The organism is Pseudomonadota bacterium (assembly GCA_026388315.1).
Taxonomy (GTDB): domain Bacteria; phylum Desulfobacterota; class Syntrophorhabdia; order Syntrophorhabdales; family Syntrophorhabdaceae; genus MWEV01.
This window is the reverse complement of record JAPLKA010000035.1, coordinates 1-25549: the sequence shown is the minus strand read 5'-3', so window position 1 is coordinate 25549 and position 25549 is coordinate 1. Positions and strand designations below refer to the sequence as shown.

At 43.7% G+C, this 25549-nt stretch carries 26 protein-coding genes and 1 pseudogene; 12 read left to right on the top strand and 15 right to left on the bottom strand.

What is annotated here, in order from left to right:
- Positions 1–32 precede the first annotated feature (32 nt).
- On the top strand, positions 33–545 hold the full coding sequence (locus NTX75_03335) for a hypothetical protein (GenBank protein ID MCX5815262.1): 513 nt from the start codon (positions 33–35) through the stop codon (positions 543–545).
- On the top strand, positions 503–1117 hold the full coding sequence (locus NTX75_03330; GenBank protein ID MCX5815261.1) for an SGNH/GDSL hydrolase family protein: 615 nt from the start codon (positions 503–505) through the stop codon (positions 1115–1117). Before NTX75_03335 ends, NTX75_03330 begins: the two co-directional genes overlap by 43 nt.
- Before the next feature lie 29 nt (positions 1118–1146).
- Here NTX75_03330 and NTX75_03325 read toward each other — a convergent pair whose 3' ends face one another.
- From NTX75_03325 to NTX75_03315, 3 genes are all read right to left on the bottom strand, one after another.
- Complete coding sequence (locus NTX75_03325; protein ID MCX5815260.1) at positions 1147–1647, bottom strand: transporter suffix domain-containing protein; 501 nt, start codon at positions 1645–1647, stop codon at positions 1147–1149.
- 114 nt (positions 1648–1761) lie between these two features.
- Complete coding sequence (locus NTX75_03320; protein ID MCX5815259.1) at positions 1762–2325, bottom strand: haloacid dehalogenase-like hydrolase; 564 nt, start codon at positions 2323–2325, stop codon at positions 1762–1764.
- A 258-nt stretch (positions 2326–2583) separates the two neighbouring features.
- Positions 2584–3027 carry a ParB N-terminal domain-containing protein gene (locus NTX75_03315; protein MCX5815258.1) on the bottom strand — a complete coding sequence of 148 codons (444 nt, stop codon included), beginning with the start codon at positions 3025–3027 and terminating at the stop codon, positions 2584–2586.
- A gap of 820 nt (positions 3028–3847) precedes the next feature.
- On the opposite strand from NTX75_03315, the gene NTX75_03310 reads away from it, so the two are divergent.
- The gene (locus NTX75_03310; protein ID MCX5815257.1) at positions 3848–5251 is read left to right on the top strand and encodes an ATP-binding protein; all 1404 of its coding nucleotides are present in this window, start codon (positions 3848–3850) and stop codon (positions 5249–5251) included.
- A 15-nt stretch (positions 5252–5266) separates the two neighbouring features.
- Here NTX75_03310 and NTX75_03305 read toward each other — a convergent pair whose 3' ends face one another.
- The 7 genes and pseudogenes from NTX75_03305 to NTX75_03275 form a co-directional block, all read right to left on the bottom strand.
- Complete coding sequence (locus tag NTX75_03305; protein ID MCX5815256.1) at positions 5267–6631, bottom strand: HD domain-containing protein; 1365 nt, start codon at positions 6629–6631, stop codon at positions 5267–5269.
- Entirely contained in the window at positions 6628–7347 is a 720-nt protein-coding gene (locus tag NTX75_03300) for a hypothetical protein (protein ID MCX5815255.1), read from the bottom strand. The genes NTX75_03305 and NTX75_03300 overlap by 4 nt, the downstream gene beginning before the upstream one ends.
- A 164-nt stretch (positions 7348–7511) precedes the next feature.
- Positions 7512–7658 (bottom strand): hypothetical protein, encoded by a 147-nt coding sequence (locus tag NTX75_03295; GenBank protein MCX5815254.1) that lies wholly within the window; start codon positions 7656–7658, stop codon positions 7512–7514.
- A gap of 234 nt (positions 7659–7892) precedes the next feature.
- On the bottom strand, positions 7893–8126 hold the full coding sequence (locus tag NTX75_03290) for a DUF2442 domain-containing protein (protein ID MCX5815253.1): 234 nt from the start codon (positions 8124–8126) through the stop codon (positions 7893–7895).
- A 19-nt stretch (positions 8127–8145) separates the two neighbouring features.
- A pseudogene (locus NTX75_03285) lies at positions 8146–8405 on the bottom strand (DUF4160 domain-containing protein).
- 90 nt (positions 8406–8495) lie between these two features.
- Positions 8496–8819 carry a type II toxin-antitoxin system HicB family antitoxin gene (locus tag NTX75_03280; GenBank protein ID MCX5815252.1) on the bottom strand — a complete coding sequence of 108 codons (324 nt, stop codon included), beginning with the start codon at positions 8817–8819 and terminating at the stop codon, positions 8496–8498.
- Positions 8806–9066 (bottom strand): type II toxin-antitoxin system HicA family toxin, encoded by a 261-nt coding sequence (locus tag NTX75_03275; GenBank protein MCX5815251.1) that lies wholly within the window; start codon positions 9064–9066, stop codon positions 8806–8808. The genes NTX75_03280 and NTX75_03275 overlap by 14 nt, the downstream gene beginning before the upstream one ends.
- A gap of 797 nt (positions 9067–9863) precedes the next feature.
- Between NTX75_03275 and NTX75_03270 the strand changes: the two genes are divergently transcribed.
- From NTX75_03270 to NTX75_03260, 3 genes are all read left to right on the top strand, one after another.
- The gene (locus NTX75_03270) at positions 9864–13292 is read left to right on the top strand and encodes a PAS domain S-box protein (GenBank protein ID MCX5815250.1); all 3429 of its coding nucleotides are present in this window, start codon (positions 9864–9866) and stop codon (positions 13290–13292) included.
- A gap of 498 nt (positions 13293–13790) precedes the next feature.
- On the top strand, positions 13791–15242 hold the full coding sequence (locus NTX75_03265) for a TraM recognition domain-containing protein (protein MCX5815249.1): 1452 nt from the start codon (positions 13791–13793) through the stop codon (positions 15240–15242).
- Positions 15229–15468, top strand: a complete 240-nt coding sequence (locus NTX75_03260; protein ID MCX5815248.1) for a hypothetical protein — start codon at positions 15229–15231, stop codon at positions 15466–15468. The genes NTX75_03265 and NTX75_03260 overlap by 14 nt, the downstream gene beginning before the upstream one ends.
- 295 nt (positions 15469–15763) lie before the next feature.
- Here the strand turns inward: NTX75_03260 and NTX75_03255 are convergent, their stop codons facing one another.
- The 4 genes from NTX75_03255 to NTX75_03240 form a co-directional block, all read right to left on the bottom strand.
- Entirely contained in the window at positions 15764–16516 is a 753-nt protein-coding gene (locus NTX75_03255; protein ID MCX5815247.1) for a helix-turn-helix transcriptional regulator, read from the bottom strand.
- 18 nt (positions 16517–16534) lie between these two features.
- On the bottom strand, positions 16535–16738 hold the full coding sequence (locus tag NTX75_03250) for a hypothetical protein (protein ID MCX5815246.1): 204 nt from the start codon (positions 16736–16738) through the stop codon (positions 16535–16537).
- A 13-nt stretch (positions 16739–16751) separates the two neighbouring features.
- Complete coding sequence (locus NTX75_03245; protein ID MCX5815245.1) at positions 16752–19001, bottom strand: DNA topoisomerase 3; 2250 nt, start codon at positions 18999–19001, stop codon at positions 16752–16754.
- 117 nt (positions 19002–19118) lie between these two features.
- Positions 19119–19505, bottom strand: a complete 387-nt coding sequence (locus NTX75_03240; GenBank protein ID MCX5815244.1) for a DUF805 domain-containing protein — start codon at positions 19503–19505, stop codon at positions 19119–19121.
- A 475-nt stretch (positions 19506–19980) separates the two neighbouring features.
- Between NTX75_03240 and NTX75_03235 the strand changes: the two genes are divergently transcribed.
- Entirely contained in the window at positions 19981–20175 is a 195-nt protein-coding gene (locus NTX75_03235; protein ID MCX5815243.1) for a thermonuclease family protein, read from the top strand.
- A 277-nt stretch (positions 20176–20452) separates the two neighbouring features.
- Here NTX75_03235 and NTX75_03230 read toward each other — a convergent pair whose 3' ends face one another.
- A complete protein-coding gene (locus tag NTX75_03230; protein ID MCX5815242.1) occupies positions 20453–21847 on the bottom strand; it encodes a DDE-type integrase/transposase/recombinase in 1395 nt (464 codons plus the stop codon).
- Between the two features lie 250 nt (positions 21848–22097).
- Here NTX75_03230 and NTX75_03225 point away from each other — a divergent pair, with 250 nt between their 5' ends.
- The 5 genes from NTX75_03225 to NTX75_03205 all read left to right on the top strand — a co-directional run.
- Positions 22098–22265, top strand: coding sequence for a DUF2158 domain-containing protein (locus NTX75_03225; protein MCX5815241.1), 168 nt, complete (start codon positions 22098–22100; stop codon positions 22263–22265).
- Complete coding sequence (locus NTX75_03220) at positions 22262–22534, top strand: hypothetical protein (protein MCX5815240.1); 273 nt, start codon at positions 22262–22264, stop codon at positions 22532–22534. Before NTX75_03225 ends, NTX75_03220 begins: the two co-directional genes overlap by 4 nt.
- Before the next feature lie 200 nt (positions 22535–22734).
- The gene (locus NTX75_03215) at positions 22735–23667 is read left to right on the top strand and encodes a hypothetical protein (GenBank protein MCX5815239.1); all 933 of its coding nucleotides are present in this window, start codon (positions 22735–22737) and stop codon (positions 23665–23667) included.
- Positions 23668–23958: 291 nt separating this feature from the next.
- A complete protein-coding gene (locus tag NTX75_03210; GenBank protein ID MCX5815238.1) occupies positions 23959–24792 on the top strand; it encodes a DUF4384 domain-containing protein in 834 nt (277 codons plus the stop codon).
- Positions 24782–25549: formylglycine-generating enzyme family protein (locus NTX75_03205; protein ID MCX5815237.1), on the top strand; the 768-nt coding region annotated here is incomplete at its 3' end. The genes NTX75_03210 and NTX75_03205, both read left to right, overlap by 11 nt.

Sequence of the window (25549 nt, the reverse complement as noted above, 5' to 3'; positions counted from 1 at the left end):
ACAATAAATCTCAACGGGAGGAGAAAGAAATATTGGGCTTTCTGTGCTGTACGAAAAAGATTACCGATCTTCTGAAGATTGTGCCTGAAACGTATATACCGGACAATGATTCTACCATCCTCGGGCCTTGGTACGTGAATCTTTTCCTTATGGAGAGAAGGAAATGCCTTGTCTTCGTGAACTCAAGGACGCTGTTCTCCTTCATCGTCATCAACCAGACTAAAAAAGATATTGAACAGATTGGCAACATGTTCAGGAGAAATTTACTGAAGCGCCTCCAGGCCGAATCGGTCAGTCCTGAAATCGTAAACAGAATTTTGAAAGACTATGAAAAAATAACATTGTGCAAGACTTCAGACAGGAGAGTCCTCGGAGCGATGAACGAATTCATTTTCCATTTCAGGGTCATCTGCGAAATGGAGGAAGGACTTGCGAATATCGATATGGATAAAGGCAACAGTCGGGCGGCAGGTACCGTCATGAAGCTCAACAACAAATACATATGGCCGAGAGAGATGCTGCAAAAGGCAATAAGCAGCTTATGAGACTTCTCGTCCGTGGGGGAAGTATATCGGCCGGCTTCGGCGTATCCAAAAGTTATGTTGACATAATAACAGAATATCTTTTCCCAAAAGGAATTGAAGTCATCAACCGCTCACGATACAGAGAAACAACATTTGACGGTATCGGCACATTCTCTGAAGACGTAGATTTCTTCAAGCCTGACATTCTCTTTTTCCATTTTGGCATAGATGACGCTTTCCAGTGTGTCTACCGCTCAGAATTCCAGGAGAATATGGTTCAGATGATCAGGTTGGCCCGCAGTCGTTTCAATCCTGTCGTTATTCTTGCAACTTCACATTCCTTTGACGATCCCCATGATATGGATGCTATTTATATCTTTTACCGGTCTTTGAGAATAGTGGCTGAAGATCTGGACTGCGAACTGATGCCGGTTCATTACTATTGGGCAGGTTATCTTGAAGAGCATGGTCTGAAAAACGCCGATCTCGCTTTATCTGATACCAGGTATCCCAATGAGAGAGGCCATCAGGTTATTGCGGATGCGGTGATGAAAGGATTGGAGAAGATTATTCAAGAGAAAGAGGTTGGTTGATAGCGGCAAGATCGCCTTATAAATCCAGACTATCTTTTTCGTGAAACATCTTCAGGAAAGACTGCACGCGCCTCCCGTATAAAGAGCGACCTCAGTTTATCCCAGAAGCCACCTCCGAGAACAAAGAGGCTTGCAAGGAATACAGCGTCAGAAACAATACTTACCCAGAGACGCCAGGGGGAATTATCAGGCAGCCATCGTGGCGCGTATGACATAATATAAGTTGGTATAATAGGCAAGAGAAACATCGCTATTCCAACACAATGCCTAATCTTTCCTATGTTTCCGGCAGGCTTAAGGCTTCCCAGCCATCCCTTTACCCTCGACATGATACGGTCGAAGTTTTCCTTACCCATCACTGCAACTGCAGGTACAGCCGTGATCTCAAAACCAAAAAACAGAATCCCGCTTATAGCAGTCTTAACAGCAATCGGAAGATCGGCTTTTGCCACAAAGACCATACCAAAGGGCATGATCAGACCTATTACAAGCAGTATGATACCCAGATAGAATCTCTTGTTAACGCTCATTATATCTCATATCTTTCAGTTTACTGTTCCAGTATTCAACATAGGCGGCATAAGCCCCGGATGACGTCAAAAATTATATATGCTGTTCCAATGTTCAACATGCAAAGTCTTTTATCACTGCAAATCCTGTATCACCCTTTTTACTGTTTCAATTATAGACAAAGGGGTAACAATATGCCATCCCATTGAGAGCGCCGCCTCGTTGAGACCTTCCGTTGCATTTATGCAAAAAGCCTTTGCAGTCTTATCGAGCATGTCGATGTCCCCCTCTGAATCACCAAAAGCCATGGAACTCTCGTATGGATATGCGCCGAAGATAACCTCGATCGCATCTTTCTTTCCTTCTTTTCTTGCCAGGGATTTGCTGATATTGCCGGTGAACACACCATTCTCAATCTCCATTTCTGTTGAAATGTATCCGTGTACAGAAAAATAATCAGCAACTGCTTTACCTATGCATTGCATCTCTCCGGTGACAAGATAGATATCGTACCTTTTCTTCAATAATTCTAAGAGTGGCCTTGCAAAAGGAAAAAAATTGCTTCCTTCCTTCGTCTCAAGAAAGGTTGCCGTTACACTTAAAATTGAACTTAGATGATGGCCCTTTAGGCCGTCGGCAATATGTATATTCAAGTTCTCAACAGTTGTCTCGTAGTCAACCTGCTTAGCTCGGTACATGTGCAAGTCCTGGTTCAGGCTATTGATACTAATTCGCTGACCTTCAATAAACTATAATAAATATATCATACGTTATATCAGTAATTTACGTTATTTATAATTTAGCGTATGAAAGCAAAGTGGTATGACAATATCCCTGCCGATGATACGTTCTTTGAGGAAATACTCGGCCAAAGGGAAAATCAAATATCCATTGTAGATTGTATTGTCTATGTCAAATAACGCTATTCTCTTTTGTTCCATCGGCACATCTTCTTTTCAATCTTTAAGTTTACCATTCCAGTATCCAACATAAGCAGCATAAGCCTCATATGACGTCAAAAATTGTATATGCTGTTCCATATTAAATCTGTATGCCATAAGATATGCTGTTCCTGATCTGCGGGCTTTTTCCATTCTGTGATGCCCATCAATCAGGTTATATCTCCCAGGTGCTATTTCGGCCAATATTACCGGATCGGTAATACAGGCTGAATTTATATAGTCCTCATTGATATGTGGATGCTCTTTTGCGTAATCCTTCACTGCAACGCGTTCATGTATAAATTCTTCCCGATGATCATCAATGAACGAGAGCATCTTCGTGATGTTAAAATGGAATATTCCATTAGGGTAAAACTCGTCTCCTTCATCAACAGAAACAGGTGTGAAATTCTTGTTTAACGTCAATGCTCTCTCATGTTTTATTTTTTTCGCTCTCATTCCCTGTTCATCCGTCCAGTTTCATTCGATGGTGCCAGGCATAGGCCGAATTTACAATAACCTTTCCTTGCCGGGATAGTTTATCGGCATGAGCCATATGAATCCGTTGACACATAACTGCAAAAACCGTCAAGAGGCTTTTTTAGGTTGTTTATCCAGTTTCTTTTTTGCCTTCTGTTGCTGTTTATCGGAGTTTTGTTTCTGGCCCTTTTCTTTGTCCTTCTTGCTCTTGTCTCTCATTGTTTTCTTCCCCTTTTTATTTCGCGATGTTAGTTCTGTATTGAAATACTATCCATGAAGACGCTCTTTGTCAATGTAAACTCATGGTCTATCCCATACAGCGAATTACCGTTGGGATGGTATGGTCATCGGCAAAATCTACGAAAGCGCCACTTTTACCGGCAAAATGACTATAAATGTGCGATATATTGGTGTATTAAATTGGTTGGTATAAAAAATATTATCATGAAGCAAAGAGGCGCAAAAGCTGTCATTGACATAATATAAACATAAATTATTCAATATCTATAATTATTTGTGGTGATTACTTAAAGTGTTGTGTGAACTGTTTTGCAGTTGCGTCAGTGACGGTGCCAAGAATTTCCAGGTTGTCGGCAGCAACTCTTTGTTTTTTTGTAATACTCAATTATGGGGTAGGGGGCAAACACATATTGCAACATTATTATAACGCTTATTCCGATTCTGGTATTACCCCAAGTAGAACAATTTCAGTTTTTTTCTTGACCCGCACAAAACATATAGTATACTTTATATTATACTAATCGTAAGTATAATAAAGTAAAAGTCTGAAGGAGGCAGGATGGAATTCGTAAACAGAAAGGCTGAGCTATCCATACTTGAAAAGCATTATCGTGAGGACGGTTTCCGGTTCATCCCTGTGTACGGAAGGCGCCGGATCGGCAAGACCAGGTTGATTCAGGAGTTTATTAAGGGGAAAGACGCCGTATATTTTCTCGCTGACAGCGTCTCTGAGGCAGAGCAGCTTAAAAGCCTCGGTCGGACCATGGGAGAGCATTTTAATGATGCCATTCTGAGGGATGCCGGGTTCAGGGACTGGTACCAGTTTTTCGCCTATCTGAAAGAAAAGAACACCGAGCAGCTCATTCTCGTCATTGATGAGTTCCCCTATCTCGTCAATTCAAATCCCGCAATATCTTCGATATTCCAGAAAGGGATAGACGAGTACTTGAAAGAAACGAAGCTTTTCCTGGTCCTCATGGGTTCAAGCATCGGGATGATGGAAAAAGAAGTGCTCTTTTACAAGGCACCTCTCTATGGGAGAAGGACTGCCTCTCTGGAGGTCAGGGAAATGGAATTTCCTGCCCTCAAAGAATTCTTTCCCGGAAGGGACTTCGATGATCTCGTGAAGATATACTCTGTTTTCGGGACCGTGCCGGCATATGTGGAAAAGATCCACGCAAAAGATGATATCTTTACTAATATTACAGATCTGGTGTTGGACAGGGGAAGCTTTTTCTACAATGAGGTTGAATACATCTTGCGGGAAGAACTGCGGGAACCACGTAACTATTTTGTGATTCTGAAAGCCATTGCCCAGGGGAAGAGAAAATTATCGGAAATCATCAACGATACAGGTTTTGAAAAAAGTCTCATCTCTAAATATATAGACACATTAAGAGGGCTCAGGTTCGTCGAGAAAGATATACCGGCTACAGAAAAGTACCCCGAAAAGAGCAAGCAGGGCTTCTACAGGCTCCATGACAAGTTCTTTACGTTCTGGTTCAAATACATATTCCCCAACAGGAGCAGAATAGAAATCGGCAACGCCGATTATGTCATGACACTCATAAAAGACTCCTTCGAGCACCATGCTTCCGGCGTTTACGAGGACGTATGCAGGGATCTATGCAGAGTTCTCATGTCTGACGGGCATATGCGGTACACAACAATAGGCAAATGGTGGTCAAGAAATGAGGAGATAGACATCATAGCTCTCGATGAAGAAACAAAAACAGCTTATTTTGCCGAGTGTAAGTGGAGCAATAAAAAGGTAGGTGAGGACATTTATCTGAATCTTGTAAGGAAATCACGCCTTACAGACTGGTTCAACGATGTAAGAACCAGCCGGTTTGTGCTGTTCAGCAAAAGCGGGTTCACCCGGGGGATGATTGAATTAGCCCGAAAGGATAATGTCCTGTTGGTACATAAGGATAAAGCCGTAAGCCATAGCTCAAATTCTTAAAGTTGCCATGGTATTTCATTTTTTACTTTCGGGCGCCACATCGTCTATTGTCTCCAGATATCCCATTTTCCTTTTTTCGATCTCTTCCATGTCAAATCTTATATCAGGTTTTATCGGGGTTAGATGTTCATTCTTCTTGTGTCCCGCAGTCTTAATAATAAAAGATTGAAAATACCTGTTCTGATAGAGGGTATCCATTATGAACCCCGATTCCTTCAGCAGGTTGACGACAAGCCTTGTTGCCGCTTCTTGCTCTGATTTATAGACGAACATGAGGTCTATTACCATCTTATCACTACAGAGGTTTCTGGCGAGCTCATAAAGATAAGTATGTTGTGCATAGACGACCCCCTTGAATGAGAACACATTATATTTTCCCTGGTCTTTCGCTATATTTATATCGGGCAAAAGTCTTTCAAGAAACTCATCGACACTAAACCACTCTTTGAACGGTACGATATCATACCCGCTCGTGTACCTCACAATTTCCATCTCCCGCGCCCTTCTGTCTGCCTCCTTCAAATAGAAGGTGAACTGATCCTTGCTCGATTCATGGTGTTCTTTTACCGTGGCAATGGCTTCTTTTTTCCAAAAAACATCAACGTCTGTGAGCAGTTCTGCCAGTTTGTCCGCAGATGTCGTCGAATGATTCAATGTGTTATATTTTCCGCTCGCCACGTATTCCGGTATTTTGCCTATATCATGGGCGAGTCCTGTTATGAGCGCCTTTGGTACAGACAATTCGTAATCGGCGTTATTTTCCTTCAGGATACTTATAAGATTTCTGGTAACGCTGTATGTATGTTCCTCCAATGATACATTGTCGAGACAGTCCTTCACCGATCTCAAATCTATCGACTCATTATCATTTGTTTGTCCCGCTAAAATCGATGGCGCCGAACCGTACTGACTGATAATATTGAGCAATGTCTGTATCACCGGCAGCGCCCCCTCCTGTAACTCGATTACTTTCAAATACGGATAATAGCAGTCGTCAAGAAAAGACTTCAAGGTTTTAGACCATGGTTCAGTGCTGGTGTCATCGGTAACATCGGTATCACTGGTAACCTTTGAGTCACCGGTTGTCTCTGATGCCGCAACTGCCGTAGCCGTTTCGGAAGGCTCTGTCTTTAAATCCGCCTTTTTCTTGTTGCCTGCAGAAGAATTCCCGGAAGCAAACAGGTCGGCTACCCCTTTGCTCTTAATAGGAAGGCTCCTGTGTTCCTCGTTATGCTTCAGCCAGATATCAGCCGCAAGCTGTTCGAGAGGAACCGATATCCGCTGATGATCCGCTGATATTTTAGAACTGAAAAAGATAATCCATGCGGCATACCCGAAAAGGGCAGCGGCGACAATCGCAAGTATGGTTATTAATGTCATTCCCACTCCTGTATAAAAGCTCTGAATTTTTCTGATCGCCTCAAACCGATGTACCAGAGGGACGCTATCACCGATACGCTTGCTATGCTCGAAAACAGCGCGAACAAAGCAGACGGAATCAGAACACTCCGTATCTTCATAAGCCACTCATAGGGCCACACCCAGTCTTTTTTCAGCGCTTCGTTCAATGTGGACGTTATGTTAGAGATTGACTCAGGGGTCAAAAGTTTATAGTGGATGATATTGATCAAGAGGAAAAACACTACCGACCATATGGCAACGCTTGCCACGTACCCGGTAAGCAATGAATTGATAACCTTTTTCGTGGCTGCCCCTCTGAACGTCTTGAAAAGGATCATGCCGATAAGCAATGAAAAAGACAGCGGCAGCGCTAGGTTCATCGTATAGGAATATAATTCTTCGAGAAGGGAAGGGCGGGTAGAACCAAAGATGGGAATGTGTCCCTTTACCGCCATGAATGTCACGATGGATTCCGAGAAGCAAAACAGCGTACTTGTTAATGCGGCTTTGAACCCCATCTCCGTAAAATGCAGTGTGTTAAGCGAGTTGATGTATTCGGGTGGAAGGTCGCTGTCCATCTCGACCATTGACAGATGCTCTATCTGGCTGAGTGCATGAATAAGACTGGTCGGGTTCATATCGGCAAGACCCGGATACCCCGCTCCTTTGCCTGACTGAATACCGGTGTCGCCCATTTGTTAGCTCCTTGTTTTGAATGTTTTGTTTGTTATCATGTATCTTATGTTGTATTAGATTTTACCGATGCGGGCATCCGTCGTCTGTGATTGTATATGGAGAAAATCTTTGTGATTCGGGTCTTAGCTTTCTATATTGAGGGGTTACTTAATTTATACAAATTTTAATAATTACTAACGACATCTTCCTCTTTCACAAGTTCATAACGGTCATCTTTTTCAATGCCGACCCTTTCCAGGGCATCTTCAAGGTCGGAGGCATCAACCGTCCGGTATTCCAGTTCATTTATTTTAAAGGTATATCGAGGCATGGTAACCATCCTTTATAAAGAGGGTATATCATATCAAGCCGGCAATAAGGTGCTGACTAAATCCGATCAGATCCCCCTAAACATTGTGGTTATGGGCATTTTTATGCAAAAGATATTTTTCTCGGGATAAAGTTTCTACGTTTTTATCGCTAATCTCGGAAGAATTGTGCAAACAGATTAAATCACCGGCGGCGATGGAAGAGACAGACGTAAATGCGTATACTGCACAAGCTGTCAACGACATATTTTTTCATAGAGGGTTTCGGGAGCAATATCAGTGCCATTTGGCCAGGAAATTGTTCCGTCTTCTATTCGGGCTTGCTTAAAAAACGATATATCTCGCAAGAGTTCAAAAACAGGGCCTCTTCCAAGATATTCTGAAAAATCTACTTCACCACTATGACCATCATCAAAGATAATACGATAAACAAAACCGCCTTTGTACTCTATTTTTTTTACATCGTTCATATTCCACATGGTTGACTCCTTACTCCCATGGGGCAATCTTTTTCATTTCTTTGCCCGCCCCTGCCAATTCCCAATCCTCTTTGAGTTTATCGAGATGCAAGTCTATCCACTCTCTCACGAGTTTCGTTGCTGTCCTGGAAATTAAAGTACCCTTCATAACATTGCCGTTGAAATCAAAAACAGCCTAATGCCCTGATACTCAGCATGAAAATGTGGAGGATCGTGCTCATCAAAAAACATCCTAATAATAATTCCAAAGAATCTGCAAATCTCGGGCACAATATATCCTTTCCTTAATTTACTGCCAACATTATTTACTGCCAACATTAAGCACAATGCAAACTTTCACCATTCAACACCTTACAAATCCTATGGTACAATCCTGACAATATTTTCGTTGAGCCAAGCATTGATGCTCTGTCCGGCTTTTTTTGCCGACATAAAAAGCTTGCGATGTGTTTCAGGGGAAACTCTTACCACAAACTTACCCGAAAAAGGCTTATCCGGTTCTTCATCTCTCTCCCTGCAAAAATCAAGGTAATCTTCTACCGAATCATGAAAGGCTTTTTGAATTTCATCGACGGTTTTTCCCTGGAATGTTACCACATCTCTTATACCGATGATTTCCCCATGAAACAACATGGCTTCGTCATCGAATTCAACCTTTCCAAAATATCCTTTATAAGTCATCATATTTTACTCCTGCTTCCCGGAGAAATCTGCGCATAGATTTTACAGCTCCCCGGTCGGTCTCTTTTTGTGGATGAGGTCTGTGGAATGTTGCTCTCACTCCTCTTAATGCTATCCGTATACGGGAACCTCTTCCTTCGCTTATCTGTGCTCCAAGTGCCGTTAGTATTGCCTCAATATCAGACCAGGGAATATTTGATAGTACCGGTTCCTGAAATATTGCCTCAAATATTTTCCGGCGCTTACTCATGATTAATAGTATCATTAAATGATACTATTGTCAAGAGATCGGTCGAGTTAAGGAAACATTCTTACTTATTTTCCGGTGATTACCGTTGATGATCCGGAACCTTTTTCGCTTGATGATCGCATTTGGAAGGGACAATCAAAAAGCCACTAACTTTAATCGGTTAGTGGCTTTTTGATGGGTATAAGCAACACCTTATCCTACCGGCTTGATATCATATGAGTGGCAACAGTATGTCAACGTGAAAAAAATAATAAGAAATATATGATTATGCTGAAAGACTGCGAATAAAACTTCTTCCTGCATCGTTTTTTGGCAGACACGAGGTGAACTCGCTTTCAAATATCTACACCATACACATTCGAGGGGGCTTATTGAATACGGTTTGAAATACGCAATGTTTCGAAGGCTTGTTTTCTGTTCCTTTGGATTCCGGGCTTCTTCCTGTTATCCACACAGGCAGCATTTAACTTTCATAATGGCTTTCATGCGGTAATGAATAGCCTGAATGTAGATTTTCTCTTACCCTTATAAGAATGTTATGCGATAATCTTCAGTTGTAGGTATCTCCGATCACTTACATAAATATGGTAATTGCTGCCATATTAGCACCACAATAATTTAAGAACATATTTTTATCTATTTCGTATACACTTATGCAGCTTGTTTGATGACTCTACAAGGAGCCTGCAGGGGGGGCCTGCAGCAACAACCAAAACACAGCACTCCTTGAGTAGATAATAATAAGATAGAAAAATAACCGTTACGTATTCCTGTGACGCCTGAGGGGAGAAGATGATTTGGAACACGCTTATTATAATGAAAAAAACAATATTTGCACCACATGTGAATTGCAGCAGCAGCTAATACCAATTGAGCAGGAGACTATCCTTCAAAAAGACCTTGCCGCCAGCGTGACTGATGAGATTTACACAACCGGCAATAACACTCCGGAGATTATCGCAGCCAACACCGGAAACGCGATAGTCCGCATGCAAGCCGAGGCCCTGAAAAAAAGCGAAGAAAAGTATCGCAATATCTTCGACAATGCCACAGAAGGTATCTTTCAGATAACACCGGAAGGGCAGTTTTTAAGTGCCAACGCCGCCCTTGCCCGTATTCATGGCTACAATTCTCCAGAAGAACTCATTACGTCTGTGCGTGACATAGCAAAACAGCTTCATGTTGATCCCGGTCATCGTGCTCAATACAAGCGTTTATTAGAAAGGAATGGTTTTGTAAAAAACTTCGAAGCAATGATGTACCGGAAAGATGGCACGTTGAACTGGATTTCGACAAATACCCGTGTAGTGAAGGATAAAGAAGGAAGGATTCTTTATTATGAGGGTACCATTACAGATATTACAGAGAGGAAGAGATCGGAGAAGGCCCTGAAGGAATCGGAGGAACTTTACAGAACAGCAATAGAACACTCGAATGACGGTGTTTCAATCGTAAGAAACGGCATCCACATTTTTGTAAACAGCAATTTTGCGTCCATATTCGGGTATGACGCCATAGCTGATATTATTGGAAAACCCACGTCGCTTACCGTACATCCTGATGATCTGGAAATGGTACAGAACTATGCGGCGAAAAGGCAAAGAGGGGAGGAGGCACCGACAAGGTATGAGTTTAAAGGCATAAAAAAGGATGGCATCGTCATATATATAGAGGTTTCCGTTGCAAACATTATCTATCATGATGAAGAGGCTATTCTCGCTTATTTTCGTGAAATTACCGAACGGAAACACGCAGAAGAGTCTTTAAAAAAGGCTGAGAAGAAGTATCGCGACATCTTTGAAAATGCCGTGGAAGGCATCTTTCAGACAACCGTGGACGGCCGGTTTGTAAGTGCCAATCCTTCATTGGCAGTAATGCTCGGCTATGATTCTCCTGATGAGATGATAAATTGCATAAACAGCATCAGTGCCCAGCAGTATGTCCACTCTGATGACCGCGTGAGATTTAAAAATCTCTTTGAGGGGTATGACATTGTCGAGGGATTCGAAACCGAGATGTACCGGAAAGACGGCATTAAAATATGGGTTCTGATCAACGCAAGGGCAGTTTTTGATGAGAGGGGCTGCATTGTATACTACGAGGGTACGATAGAAGATGTAACAAAACGGAAGCAGATCGAAGAAACGCTGAAGGAACAGCTCCGCTTTGCCCAGACATTAATCGATACTGTCCCCAACCCGGTTTATTTCAAAGATGTACACGGCCTTTATATAGGGTGCAATAAGGCTTTTGAGGCATATCACGGGATTGCACGCGAAGCATTGATCGGGAAATCAGTTTATGACATTTTACCCGGTGAACTTGCCGATTTTCACAATTCCAGGGACAGGTCTCTATTTCAAAATCCCGGCAACCAGGCATATGAAAGTTTTCTGTATATGCCTGACAATACAAAACATGACATCGTTGTCAGAAAGGCGACTTTTGTCAATAAAGATGGGGAACTCGCCGGTTTGGTCGGGGTTCTCAGCGATATCACGGAGCATAAGCAGATGGAAGATGCCATGTGTGCCGAACGGAACAGGTTCAGAGCTCTTTCTGAAGATGCACCTTTTGGCATAGTTATGATTGGCTCCGATGGCAGGTTTGATTATATCAACCCAAAGTTTAAAAAGATTTTCGGGTATACGCTAAAGGATGTCCCGAACGGGAAAGAATGGTTCAGAAAGGCCTACCCTGATGCGGAATACAGGCACAAGGTAGTATCAACGTGGAAGCAGGATCTGGAGCAATTTAAGATTGGCGAAGGGAACCCGTGGACGTTCAGTGTTACCAGCAAGGACGGAAACAGAAAAATAATAAATTTCATCCCTGTTCGACTGGAAACGGATGAACATATCATGACCTGCGAGGATGTAACAGAAAGGGTACACACCCGGGAAGCTATTGAGGCTTCTGAACAGACATTAAGGGCGATTCTATCCGCTTCGCCTGTCGGCATCGGACTTATAGACAAGTTTACCATGGGCTGGGCAAACGATGCCGCATACCGAATGTTAGGATACGATTATGGTGAACTCGACGGCCAGGACCTTCGTATATTATATCTCAGCGACGATGAGCGCGAGAGGGTGCGGGAAGACCTCATGATCAAAAGAGAATCGGAGGCGCAATGGGTACGGAAGGACGGTTCGATCATCGATGTTTTGATACGCGTAGCTCCGCTTGAAAACCGGAATGGTTCAATGATTGCTGTTTCGGATGATATTACCGACAAGAAACGGGCCGTACGGGCCCTTGAACAGTCAAGGCTGGAACTGGAGCGGCTGGACAGAGTCAAAACAAAAGCTGTGCATCATATTTCTCACGAACTCAAGACCCCTCTTGCTGTAATCCAGGGGAGCCTTCGGCTTCTCAGGCGGAAAACCCAGCGATTTGCAAACATCGACAACACCCTGTCCGGCAACATAGAGATGCTGGAAAGGCACCTGGGGAGGCTCTTAGAAATACAGCAGGAAACAGAAAAAATATTTAATCTTACCAGGGAAATGGAAAAGACCACACTTGCCGCTGACTGTGAGAGGCTCTGGGAGAGGATTGAAGCTGTTTCTGAAGTTCCGGATAATGTACGAGCCAATTGGCAGTCTATCCATGGGTGGGTCGGTGAACATTTTCGGGAACCAGCCACAGAACCCAGATATGCCGATCTGTACCTGCTGACGCGGGAGATTGTTGAAAAGACAAGGCACATCGCTGACACAAGGAATGTTACCATTGAACTTGAAGGAGGAGATGGGGTGGAGGAAGTGCCCGTAAATTTTATAGTTTTACGGGATACCATCGAGAGTCTCCTGAGAAACGCTATTGAAAATACCCCTGATGAAGGGTTTATAAAAGTCATATTAGAAAAGAAAAACGACCGGACATGGCTGCATGTGACTGATTATGGCGTCGGCATTACAAAAGAAAGCCAGAGTTATGTTTTTGATGGTCTCTACCATACAGGAGAGACTGAACTCTATGCCTCAAAAATGCCTTACTCATTCGGAGCAGGAGGAAAAGGGTTGAGTCTCCTGAAAATCAAGATCTATTCGCAGCACCATGGGTTCGATCTTTTAATGAAAAGTCAGCGTTGCCTTTATTTGCCGACAGAAAAGGATCTGTGCCCGGGCAGCATCAGTCTCTGTGAGCACTGCGGGACGCCGGAAATATGCGCCAATTCAGGCGGAACAACATTTTCGCTAATGATATCGCAAACTGTTTAGTGATAACTATAAACGGTTTATAATCACTTTTTCGATTGATCGATTGACTGACCTGTTTTTTATGATATTGGACAAAATACAATATTTTCGTGAGAGCACTTTGGCGATAAAATTATGCGTAGGAGGGTAATGGATAATGAACGAAACACACAAAAAGCCAAAAAAAGAATTTTCACGCCGGAACAGAAGTTCGAGATATTGACAAAAAAACGATAAGTCTTCACCCATGATGCTGTTCATAAAGCCAACATTTCTTGCAGCTATCCACTATCAGCGCCAAAAGGCCATATGCTTTGTTTGTAGGTGCTCTAAATAATTGGTAAATTTAGCTTTCACGCTGGTCATTTCTGCGCATTGCGGAGTGAAAGCTGCTATTGTATGCAATGACATCCTCTGACCATTAAGCGCTTGCTATGATGGCTGTTTCCATCAAACCCTGACAGTAATATCTCTTTTTCAGTAATACTCTTACAAGATAATGAGCAAAAAAGGAGACAAATGAAAGCCTCGCCCAGTGATCTTTCCGAACTTTATAATCTCAATGAACAGGGCAAGATACTGCCGCAGCATCAAAAGGGTCTGTACCTGGGCGATGGGGTAAAACTACCGATTCAACAGAACTTTTCCAAGTTAGGGGGGCAGTATCTTCCAGACAACCTCCGGGGAGGGCATTTCGGATGTTTCGGCACGACCGGAGCAGGGAAAACGCGATTTATGGCGCATCTCATATATCAGGATATCCTGTCCGGCAAGAGTGTCGTCCTGTTCGACCCCAAAGGTGATGACAACCTTATCGCCACGGTAATACAGTCTGCTGCTGAATCGGGTCGTCTCGATGAATTGATGTTCATATCGCCTATCTATCCCGATGCATCGGTCAAGATCGACCCCTTGGCATATTATTATATCCCTGATGAACTGATTCACCATATCGTCTCGGGTATCCGCTCAAAAGAAGAATTCTTCGAGAATATTGCGACCAATATCACGACGGTCATCATTACGGGACTCATCGCGAAATTCCTGGCAAAAGGTGAAAAACCGCTTATCAACCTGTCGGATGTAAAAGAAAGGATTACGTATAAGGCGATGCTCGATTTTGTCGAAAGCCTGAAAATGCTCAGAAATAATCCTGATATAAAAGTGAGAAACATGATAGATGATGCGCTGACAGCAGTCTCCCACATCACTCAGTATCCCCAGGAGTTTTTCTCAAAGGTATCATCATCGCTGGGAACTGTCCTTGCGCTGTTAACATCGTCAACAACCGGGCAGATCATCGGCAAGACCTACAAAAATGAATTCATCAAGAGGCTTGAAGAAGGCAAAAGGGTTATTCTAATATGCAATACAGGCAGCCTTCTTGCCAGAAAGACCGCTTCTGTTATTGCGAGGATTCTCATGTCAATGATTCAGAGTACGTTAGGAAGGGTGCTTGCATCGGGAAGGGTATTCGAAACCCCTCTATCGGTCTATATGGACGAGGGGCATAACATACTTTACAACGGAATAGAAGAGATGTTCAGTAAGGGTAGGGCGGCCAACGTATATCTGCACTTCTTTACACAGAGCATGGCGTCTATGGATGAAGTTGTCGGCGAGAATACAACACAGAGCATCATGGATAATATCAATACATGGGTCTTTATGCACGAAAACGATGAGAGGACGGCACGATTTATAGAAGAATCATCGCCGTTGGTTACTGTTTGGAGAAAGGTTGTCAACACCGGCGGCGGTAACATGAGTGTATCATCAAGGGAGGAAACCGAACGGGTTATCCTCAAGGAGAGGGTACTGCGTCTTAAAAAGAGATACTTCTATCTCAGAAGGGAAGGGGATTACTACAAGTGTATGGTACCGAATGTCCCGGATCCCTACGTGAAACTGATCTTTCCCGAGGTATCCCATCAGGCAGAGTCAGAGGGGGAGCACGGTGAAGCCGTTTAACGAGTTTTTTAATCCCGACAATATCAAGGGGTATGATGGATTTATTAATATGCTCTTCGAAGGTTTTCTTCACGGGTCGCTTCTTAAAATCCTCGCGTTCCTGTCACTGGTTATATTTGTATATATGGTCGTGAGGAAGAAAACGAATATCATTGTTGCGATATTATTCTACGCAATCGCATTTGTGCTTACATACCTCACAGAGTTTTTTAAATTTCTGATGTGAAAAAATATGGAGTGCCCGGAAACACAAACAAAGTTAAACGGAAGGAGTATAAAGCTATCTATCTTCAATTAAATCGATTACAGGGCAACGTAAAGGAGGTGTTCGAGGTTGACCGGATTTTACACGTAGAGGTTTTCTTTGTGGAATTAGAGTAGTAAAACCTCTTTTCCTCATGGTGCAAAACGCTCTTATCAGTATATAGCCGCACGCACTCTTTTAAGTTCTCCCGTTAACTGTCTTATGACATGTCCCGTCCGTGTCCCGGTAAAGGAGTACTCCCGATGATTGCACAGGGTCATTCTTGAGGGTCAGATCCTTCTGGCAAATCTTTCATGAGGATGGAGGAATCACAATTTTCAATAATTTCTAACATTTTGCGATGACCTATCCTTTTATTCCTCATTGTTTTAATTACTAACGTATCTAATTCATCCAAGAGAATATCATCATCAACAGAAAATATACCTTCCAGGTCACTCTTCGTTATCGTCCAGTCACTGATTTTTGTTAGAAGCTTATCGCCAATCTCCTTGTCTTCGATTAATATCAATTTATTGGCGCTTCTATATTTGACAATCTCAATCCGTAACTCCTGGTCCCCCAAAACAGGGCCCATTAATCTTTTTTTACGTTTAAAAAGAAAAATATTACCATCTGTGTCTTGGCAGGCTATTGCCCAAACGGGGTTTCCAAATATTGTGCCGCGTAACAGTTGTTTTGATTTCGTTGACATCGAATATAAAAATATTATTCTAAGTCTTTTGTTATTCGTTGCTAAAAAATAAAAAATCTCGAAATCTATCCCAGAATTTATGTACCTCTCGGGCAGTTCCATTTTTATCAATTCGTCCGACTTGAAAGGGTTAACGGTTGGATCAGAAAGATACTCTGGATTCAAGCCAATTGTTACTGCAATCTTCTTCAGGGTATCCACGGAAAGAGAAGCGTATCCATGCTCATAGGCGTTGACAGATTGCTGTGTAATACAAGCTGCCTGCGCAACTGCTCTTTGTTTTTTTCCTTGCATCTCCCTTGCAAATCTCAACAAACGATGATGTTCCATATATTATGCGTCAGGGAGTTTCCGGTATGCTCTGACCGGAAACTCGTTTTCCACTTCAATTAAATTATCTCCGCTGTCATAAGCTGCTTTGAGAAATCCATCCCATTGCCCGGGGCTCATCGTGATATTCACAGTCATAGGTTTCATGGTGGAACTTAAGGGAACTTCGTTGAGTACTGGTCTTCTCACTTTTTTTTCTTTTGCCATTGCTGCCACCTTTTTAAGAACTGCTGTTGTTGGAATAGCCATTGTTGTCGAAGATAATGCCTATCTGCCATCCATACTGTATGTGTTTGTTAAGTTTGCCGCCAGCATCGTATTTTTTACCAGCTTTAGAAGTGAGTCCGGATAATTTTATAGTCTCATTGTTGAGAAGTTTTCTTGCCTGGGATGCGGTAACCTCTCTCCCGCCGAGTCTCTTAAGGGAATCTTTCCATATTACAAATTTACAGCCATTGGAGTATCCCGAACAGGAATATCCTTTTGCGGTTTCAATAATATCTTTACCACATTCGGGACAGGAACCAATGCTATCCTGCCCTGTCGGGGCGTTTCCGTTTCCAACAGGAGAAGCATCTGTTGAATAGTTATTGTTTTGTGATTTAGCAGGAGTACCGGCGCTGGCACCTCTGATCTTTTTAACAAATCCCGTAATGTATTTTTTTATGCTTTCCATAAACTCATTGGATGATGCCACTTTTCCTGCGGCGATGTCATCAAGTGTCTGTTCCCAGAGTGCCGTATTGCCGATATTTGCAATGGGGTCATCGAGAAGTGTATCAATAAGGAATATTCCTTTATCAGTAGGAACAAACTGCTTGCCTTCACGTTTTACATAAAAGCGATGGATTATTGTGTCGATAATATTTGATCTGGTAGCTTCTGTGCCGAGCCCCGCAGTTTCCTTCAGTATTTTTTTGAGTGCTGCATCGGTTATAAACCTCTGGGCATTTGTCATGGCATTGATTAAGGTGCCATCGTTGTACCGTGCAGGGGGAGTAGTCTGTTTTGCTTCGGTATGCGCGCCTATTGTGGCAACAGGGTCGTTGTTAAGTAAATCCGGGATAATCTTGTCCTGATCTTTGGATCCGTATACCGCTTTCCAGCCCGGGTCAAGAACTATCTTGCCTTTCGATTCAAAGGTATCGGCTCCGACAAGGGTAACAACGGTTGTGGTGGTATATTTGAATGTAGGATAAAAAGCAGCGATGAACCTTGTACAAATAAGGTTGTAAAGTTTCTGCTCATCAGGCGATAAACCGGCAGTAAGCCCCGTAGGAATTAATGCATGGTGATCAGCGAGTTTCGATGAATCAAATACCTTCTTGTTTTTCTTGTTAACTGTACATTTTCTGATGTCGAAATTTATCTGTCCGGATGAAGAAAGCTTGTCCAGTATCTTGCTTGCATCTTTGTCAAATTCTTCACCGAGGTGCTGGCTGCTGGTTCTCGGATAGGTGATAACCTTTTTCTCATAGAGTGACTGGGCCACGCTGAGGGTTTTTTCTGCAAAGAAACCAAAATGCTTATTCGCCTCCTGCTGAAGAACAGACAGGGAAAACAACAATGGCGCAGGGTCTTCTTTTGATTTTTTGGTAATAGACTGCACAACCCCTTTTTTGCCATTAACGCGATCAATGATCTCTTTTGCAAGCTTCTCTGTCGAAACCCTGGATGATATCTTATCCTCGGGACTATCTTTTGCGGGGGGCCGGGGCGAAACCTCTTTTTCTTCCGGATGATTTTTTGCATTAAACCAAAGGCCCTCATACTGACCGCTTTTGTGTTTAAACTTAGCCCTTACGAGCCAGTAGTTTTCAGGCTTAAAATTCAGTATTTCTTTTTCCCTGTCAACTATGATTCGAAGGGTCGCTGTCTGAACCCTTCCGATAGAATACACATTTTTGAACCCGCCGTACTTTACGGAAAATGCCCGGGTGTTTGTCATTCCAACAAGCCAGTCTGCATGCTGCCTTGCGATAGCGCTGTTAAACAGGCGGTCATATTCCCCGGCATCTTTCAGGTTGGCAAAAGCACGCTTTACTGCATCAGGCGTTAACGCCTCGGATGTCCACATCCTCTTAACGGGTTTTTTATTACCTGCCATGATATAAATAAGGCGTTGGATTAGCTCGCCCTCTCTTCCGCTATCACCACAGTTTACTATGCTTTCCACATCGGGATCGTTGATAAGCTTTTTGAGAACTTTAAATAAACCTGTGGTTGCTCTTATTACTTCATACTGAAATTTCTCCGGGATTATCGGAAGCGTATCGAGATCCCATTTCTTCCACTGGACTCCGTAAGCATCGGGGTTTTTGGGAGTAACAAGATGTCCTCTCGCCCACGCAACAATATATCTGGACCCTTCCAGATACCCCTCTTTCTTTTTGAAATTGTCTGCGAGGCCATTTGCGATATCCCTTGCCGCAGAGGGCTTTTCCGCAATAACGAGTATTCTTTTTGCCATACTTTACTTTCCTTCTTTTAATGAAGTTTATCAAGCATATAATCAGCGTTGAATGATGTGGAATCAATAATTGTTGTTTGGCCATAGTAAAATGACGGCAGTTGTGATAACGGAAGTTCACTTGTCAGGGGGCAAGCCGACTTTCTTTGGGTTCGGTCCATATTGATTTTCGCCGGGTTCGCTGTCTTGCGCCATGAAGACATAAAACACAATAATACCAATGAGGGGAACCAGAGAAAAAAGCACCCACCATCCGCTGCGGTCAGTGTCATGAAGTCTCCGGATCGATACGGCTATGCTTGGCATTAATAAGGCCAGGGCATAACCGCCACTCAAAAACCAGATACCGGATTCGGTCAGGTAACTGCCTGTTACAAGGTCTAAGACGCCAAGTACAATGGTGATGATGGCGTTGAACAAGGTGAAATACCAAAACTCTTTCCGACTTGCTCTTCCGCTAAAACCCGTATAATTTTTCAGGACTTCGTAATACCATTTGAGCATAATTTCCTCCTTTTTTTTATGTGAAAACAAATTTTCATCTTATGAAATGTATTACTTCCTTGAACATCGAGAAGTAATACAAATTCAAATGATTGAAACATACAGAGGGAGGTTGGCTCATGAGTAAACAAAAAAATGTTTCAGAAATATTCCAGAGGGGTTTCATAACAGCCATCCTTGTAGTTTTCATATACCCTTTGGCGGTATATGCTGCTAATCCGTCAGATTTTACGGGAAAGGTAATAAGAATCACAGATGGCGACACCATTCATGTTGTCCCCGATGACCGAAACCGATATCCTCTCGATTCAAAGTATCGTAAGACCGGTTTCGTCCCGGTCCGCATGAGAGGCATAGACTCACCGGAAAAAAACCAGGAATACGGACCGGAAGCGGAAGATAAGCTCGCATCCCTGGTTTTACAAGAGACCGTCTCGGCAGGGTTGTCGGCTATGTTTTTCTCGACGGACGCAATATCAACCTTGAAATGGTTGAATCGGGATATGCCTGGGCGTATATGCAATACGTCGACAAACCTTATGTCTCGGAGTTCTACAACGCTGAGCAACGGGCGCGAAAGGAACGAAAAGGACTTTGGAAGCAATCAAACCCGACCCCTCCCTGGGAGTGGAGAAAAAGTGCAAAAATAATTGAACAAATTTGCAAATAAGTAATACATAAGCAAAATCTTCAGTAGGTTTATCCGAAAAAAACGCAATTTCAAACATTCTTACAAACACCATTTAAAGATATTGTCAAAAGTTTCATGAAAAGAAGTATGTGAGATATGAAAACAGGAACATCAAGTATGTTTAGAGGAATTCATAAGAAGTCGGACGCAATGCGATGTGCCAAACATGCACATAAACTGAGTTTTATGTCCGCAACGAGATAGAGAAACGGCAGGTTTTTTTATTGTTCTTTGACAATCGAAGAGAAGTTACCCTTCAGGCAGCAAGGGAAAGTATTTTCTGCCACCTGCCCTGGATGGTGTTGACCCCTTCCAGTTCCGGCATGTGAATGGGTGTTTTCCAATTCAAAGACATGTGAGGCCTCAAGAAGTTGTAATGGGTGACAAATAGCGTGACGAGTGATATCGCACCATTGAGGCTGTTAAACCCGTGCGAGGGCCTTACATGATGTTTAAAGGTCCTGTTCAGTCTTTCAATAAGCTGCTTGAAAACCCGGTAGGCTTCCGACTCGCTGTCTAAGTTCTGGAGTCCTATCACCTTCTTGTGAGTAAGCGACGCATCTTTTCCTCTCTGTTCGTTCAGGTAGTGTATCCCCGCAGGATATGACGGGTTGCCATCGGTGACAAGAATTATTGTCTGTCCCGGCTCTGCCGTGCGGATCGCCTCGTTCATAGCGATGATCGCAGGAAGCGGTTCCCTACTGTCGGCTACATGGTATGCGGTGATCTTCAGATTCTCCGATGAGATGAAAAAGAAGACATAGCGATGTTTACCCATAATCTTTATATAGGCCTCATCGCCTGCGCTTATAAGATCGATGGACCCTTTATGCTTCAAGTTGAACCTATGACAGTAGAAGGCAGCTGCAGCAGCATAGTTCAGGACTGTCTGGTGGGAAATGGAGATGCCAAATACCGATCGCAAGACAAGGGCGGTCTTCCTGGCAGAAAGCGCAAAGGAGACGTAGAAGGCGAGGATAAGGCCAAGGATGTTAGGGCCGTTGTGGGTTCTTGTGAGATTGAGGGACTGATCCTCCGGCGTAGAATGGGTAAGATCGTAAAGTGCAAAATGATACTCCCGGTACTGATAGGCAAGCTTGAACTGTGAACTCCGTATTTTTACCAATTCCTTTTCCCGCTCGTTGAGTTTGTTCATCTTCCGCATCCGGTACTCACAATTATTATTGCGGCATTTGTAGATGGCGACCTCTTTCCTTTCCTTCCACGTAAACAGTGCATGGTGACAGTAGGGACAGTAATATTTTGTCTTTCTTTGGAACCGCCTGTCTGCCTGAAAGAGCTGCCCGCAGACCTTGCAGAGAAGCTGGGTCCTTTTCTTCCCGTCGTTGTAGTAAATGTACTGATGGGGAGCATTACAGCAGGGGCATACCACGAGGTCAGGCACACGAACAGAGCCGGCCCGATATCGTACGGGAACAAGAGGTTTGCTGTGGACCTGCTCATATTCTGCAAGGAGTTTCTTGTAGTTCTTTTGAAGAGGTTGAGCCTTCTGTGGAGGCTCCGTCAGGGGCGGCAGGGGCGGAACAGCAAAGTTTCTGTAATTGGGGTACTTCTCTTGGAAGTCGTCTTTTGGTTTCACTTCCGGATTGCGGTTCTGGAGAATATCCGCTATCCGCAAGGCCGGAAACAATTTGTTCTATTTCACTCTTGGTGAATTTAGAGCATATCCAGATGATGAAACGGGCTATTTTGGGCATGTTGGGCTTGTCTCCTTTATGGTCTCGCAAACACATAAAAACCCTATTTCGGTAGGGGGAGACAAGCTATTTTGAAATAATAGTTTGGAATTAAAAGAGTTTTGTGAAAAAAGATCAGAATCTTTTTACAAAACCTTTATTGTTGAAAGGAGATAAAAATGAACAAGCACAAAAGAAGTTGACATCGTACAACTAAAATTTGGAGGTCCCAAAATGACCGTGCGTGACCTATTGATGGACAAAAGCCACTGCACATGCAAATGGTTCAGTGGCAGCAGACTGGAAGACGGGCATTTTCCTGAAGATGCCCTGACGGTTCCGGCAACTGACAACAAGGAGAAAGTATCATGAAGGCAACAGCATTAGAGGTGGCTAAATGGATGCTTGGTGAACTTAACCTGGAGCAGATTCTCTATCAAGAAACCGCGGTCTGGGAAATCCAGGAGAAGTTTGGTGGGTCCTTTGTCTATGAGAATGACCGCGGGAATTTGGCGATATCAGGGGAGGTTCTCTCTGAATTCAAAAATATTTCCGAAGACATTGTCGTCTGGATTAACGGTGAGCGGTATTGGCGCTTCAGAGAGGAAACGGATGAGCCGGGAAGGAGACAGGATTACTGACTTTCCAATGACTCCAGATAACATTACAGGTAGCCTATCTTACTAAAAGAATTATAGATATATTCAGTCGAATTACGGCAAATATTTCATTGTTTTTCATCTGGGCACCTAACCATGGCATGCAGCGGATTGCCTAAACTACGGGTTTCCGCTGATGCCCACGTTCGGTAGCAGAGACCATAGTCTCAAAGGGGGCAGAAGTGAATTCTGACGAGCACGAGGAATTCAGGCACGAGGCTGCAGAAGCGGCAGACGAGTGGGAGAAATTCCGTGGGGAAAATGACGATACTATCGGCGTTAAGGAGTTAGAGCGACTGAACTTAGAGGCCATGCCCGAAGATATCCATATATGGGTGCTGGACGACTACTTTCCGGAGACAACTGTGTCACGAGAAGGTGAATTCCTTGTCTGCGAGATTCAAGAGCATCTTTACACCAAATATTGGGAGCATAAGTTTTCAGCTTATGCTTTCGCTGAGGCCATGGAGCGCGCTGTCCGTCGCCTTGCCAACGAGGGTCATCCTTTCGTGAATCCAATAAGGGATGACGAAGACGTTCACATCTTCGTACGGTGGCAAATTAGGCTCCCACGGAGCACTCAGCCCAAGTCAGTCGTGGAGTCGGTCAAGTCAGCCTTCGATTTGGTGTGGCACCGTGCGGATTCTATCTTGGAGAACTCGGATTCGGTTCTAGTCCTTGGGAAGGACGCTGGACCTGCGCTGGCTCGACTGAAGAGGATTGAATCCAAGCTACAGGAACTCGGTTACTATACGTACATCATCAAAGAGCAACCAGATAAAACAGGTGAGAGTATCATCCAGAAGGTAATGCGGTATGCCCTTTCCTCTAAGTTTGTATTGATCGAGAATACCGAGGCATCTGGACACCTCTATGAAATTCCTCATGTGACAAAGGCGGCAGAGTGCGTGACGGTGGTTCTACAGGAAGAAGGGGAAGGTGCCACTTGGATGTTCGAGGACGCCTATGCAAAGCATAAACACTGGCATAAATTGACCTATCTGGACAGTGAGCTTGGGCATGCTGTTGAGCAGGCGGCCCTTTGGGCGGAGAGATTCGTAAGCGAGTTCGCTGACTACCAAGTGGCGAAACTGCCTTGGCTTGCCAAAAAGTAATCGCATTGGTTGGGACAAAATGTGGTCGCTGAGTAGACAATCATCAGAACACCGAACAAAAAAATGCAGCGGGCGGGCAGTAAGGTGGTAATTGGAAATCCATCCGATTCTATTGGGGTCGGGCCAACCCCTTTATAAGCAATTAGAGCAATTGCTGCAATCTCTGGAAAGTCAATACTGACGACGGGAATCTCATCTTTTGAAGGGTTAGGCGTGCAAAATTTAAAACTTGACTGGTCATATTAATATGACGATAATTGTTCTATAAAATGGGTAAAATAGGGGGATTGAATGCTCAATACACGAAGGTTATTGATATTATTATCTGTTTCACATTGTCTATTTTTCTTTATATGCCTGAGCATGGCCCATGCTGAAAGGCTTGTCAAAAGTATAGCGGCAGAAGGTTCCTGTGCCATCGTAGGCATGAGCGCTGAGCAGTGCCAGTTGATTGCGCTCCAGCGGGCGCGATCATCAGCGATTGAGCAGGCGGCAGGCGTGAGTGTTACTTCCAGTACCCTCGTCACCAATATGGCCCTCACCGCTGAATTCATTAAGACATACGCAAAGGGATTCATTGTAAAAGAAAAGGCGGAATGGCTGCCGCTTACCCAGTATCAGAAAGACCCGTCAACCCCGCCGATACCGGAATACAGGGTTAAGATTGCAGCTGATGTGTCAACACCCGAATTGAAAATAAAACCAATCGGTCTTAATGCTAAAGCAAACAGTTCCATCTACAAAAACGGTGAAAAGGCATTTATTGAGGTAAATACAGCACGAGCAGCGCTTATCGCAATCTTCAATATTACCGCTGATGATAAAGTGGTTATGTTTTACCCCAACGACCACGACAAGGAAAACGCTTTAAATGCAGGCAGAAAATTTATCTATCCAGATATAAATTCCCGGACAGAACTCATTATGCACACACTCCCGAATCATTCACGGGACACCGAGGCATTCTTTATCGTTGCCATGGACCCTGCACATAACCGCGCATTCGCCAGTATATTCACCGCTCTGAAGCCGGTAGACTTCACCGCATTCTTTAAACGATACTCAGAAATCGCGGATTATTGCGAAGATACCATCATTGCATATGAGGTTATTGATGCCAGATAGGGGCTTTCAGAACAGCAACAAATTGTCATGTTATTCGCGTATGTTCATCTCTGTGCTGACAATTTTATTAACCTTCTTTTCATCCTCCTTTGCCGCAAGTGTAGAGAACGCTGTCGCCAGGCAGGAAGGTAACAGGGCTGTGTGGGAGTTTGAGGTCGTCTCCGATACACAGGAGGAAGAAGACTTGACGCTCACCAGTACTATTGACGGCAAAACACTCGATAACAAAGACCTTCACTTTGAAGGGGACTTCCCGAAAACCAAACCCGGCAAGGGCAAGAAGATATACTGGAACGTGTTGCAGGACTTCCCAAGGGGTATACAGGGTAATCTTGACTGGGAGCTTTTGGCTGGCGGCAAAGCCAAGGTATTTACTGACCCCGTAACCGGTATGGAATTTGTCTTCGTCAAAGGCGGCTGTTTCGACATGGGGGATACCTCCGGCAGCACCAATGAAAAGCCCGTCCACAATGTCTGCGTCTCTGATTTCTCCATAAGCAAATATGAGGTGAGCCAGGGACAGTGGAAGGCCATCATGGGGAATAACCCTTCACGTTTTTCATCCTGCGGCGATACATGCCCCGTAGAGACTGTTTCCTGGAATGATGTCCATAACTTCATTCAAAAGCTCAACAGCAGAACTGGCAAATCCTATCGTCTTCCCACAGAGGCAGAATGGGAATATGCAGCCCGTAGTGGCGGTAAGAAAGAGAAATATGCAGGCACAAGCTCCAATTCAAACCTTGGAAGCTATGCC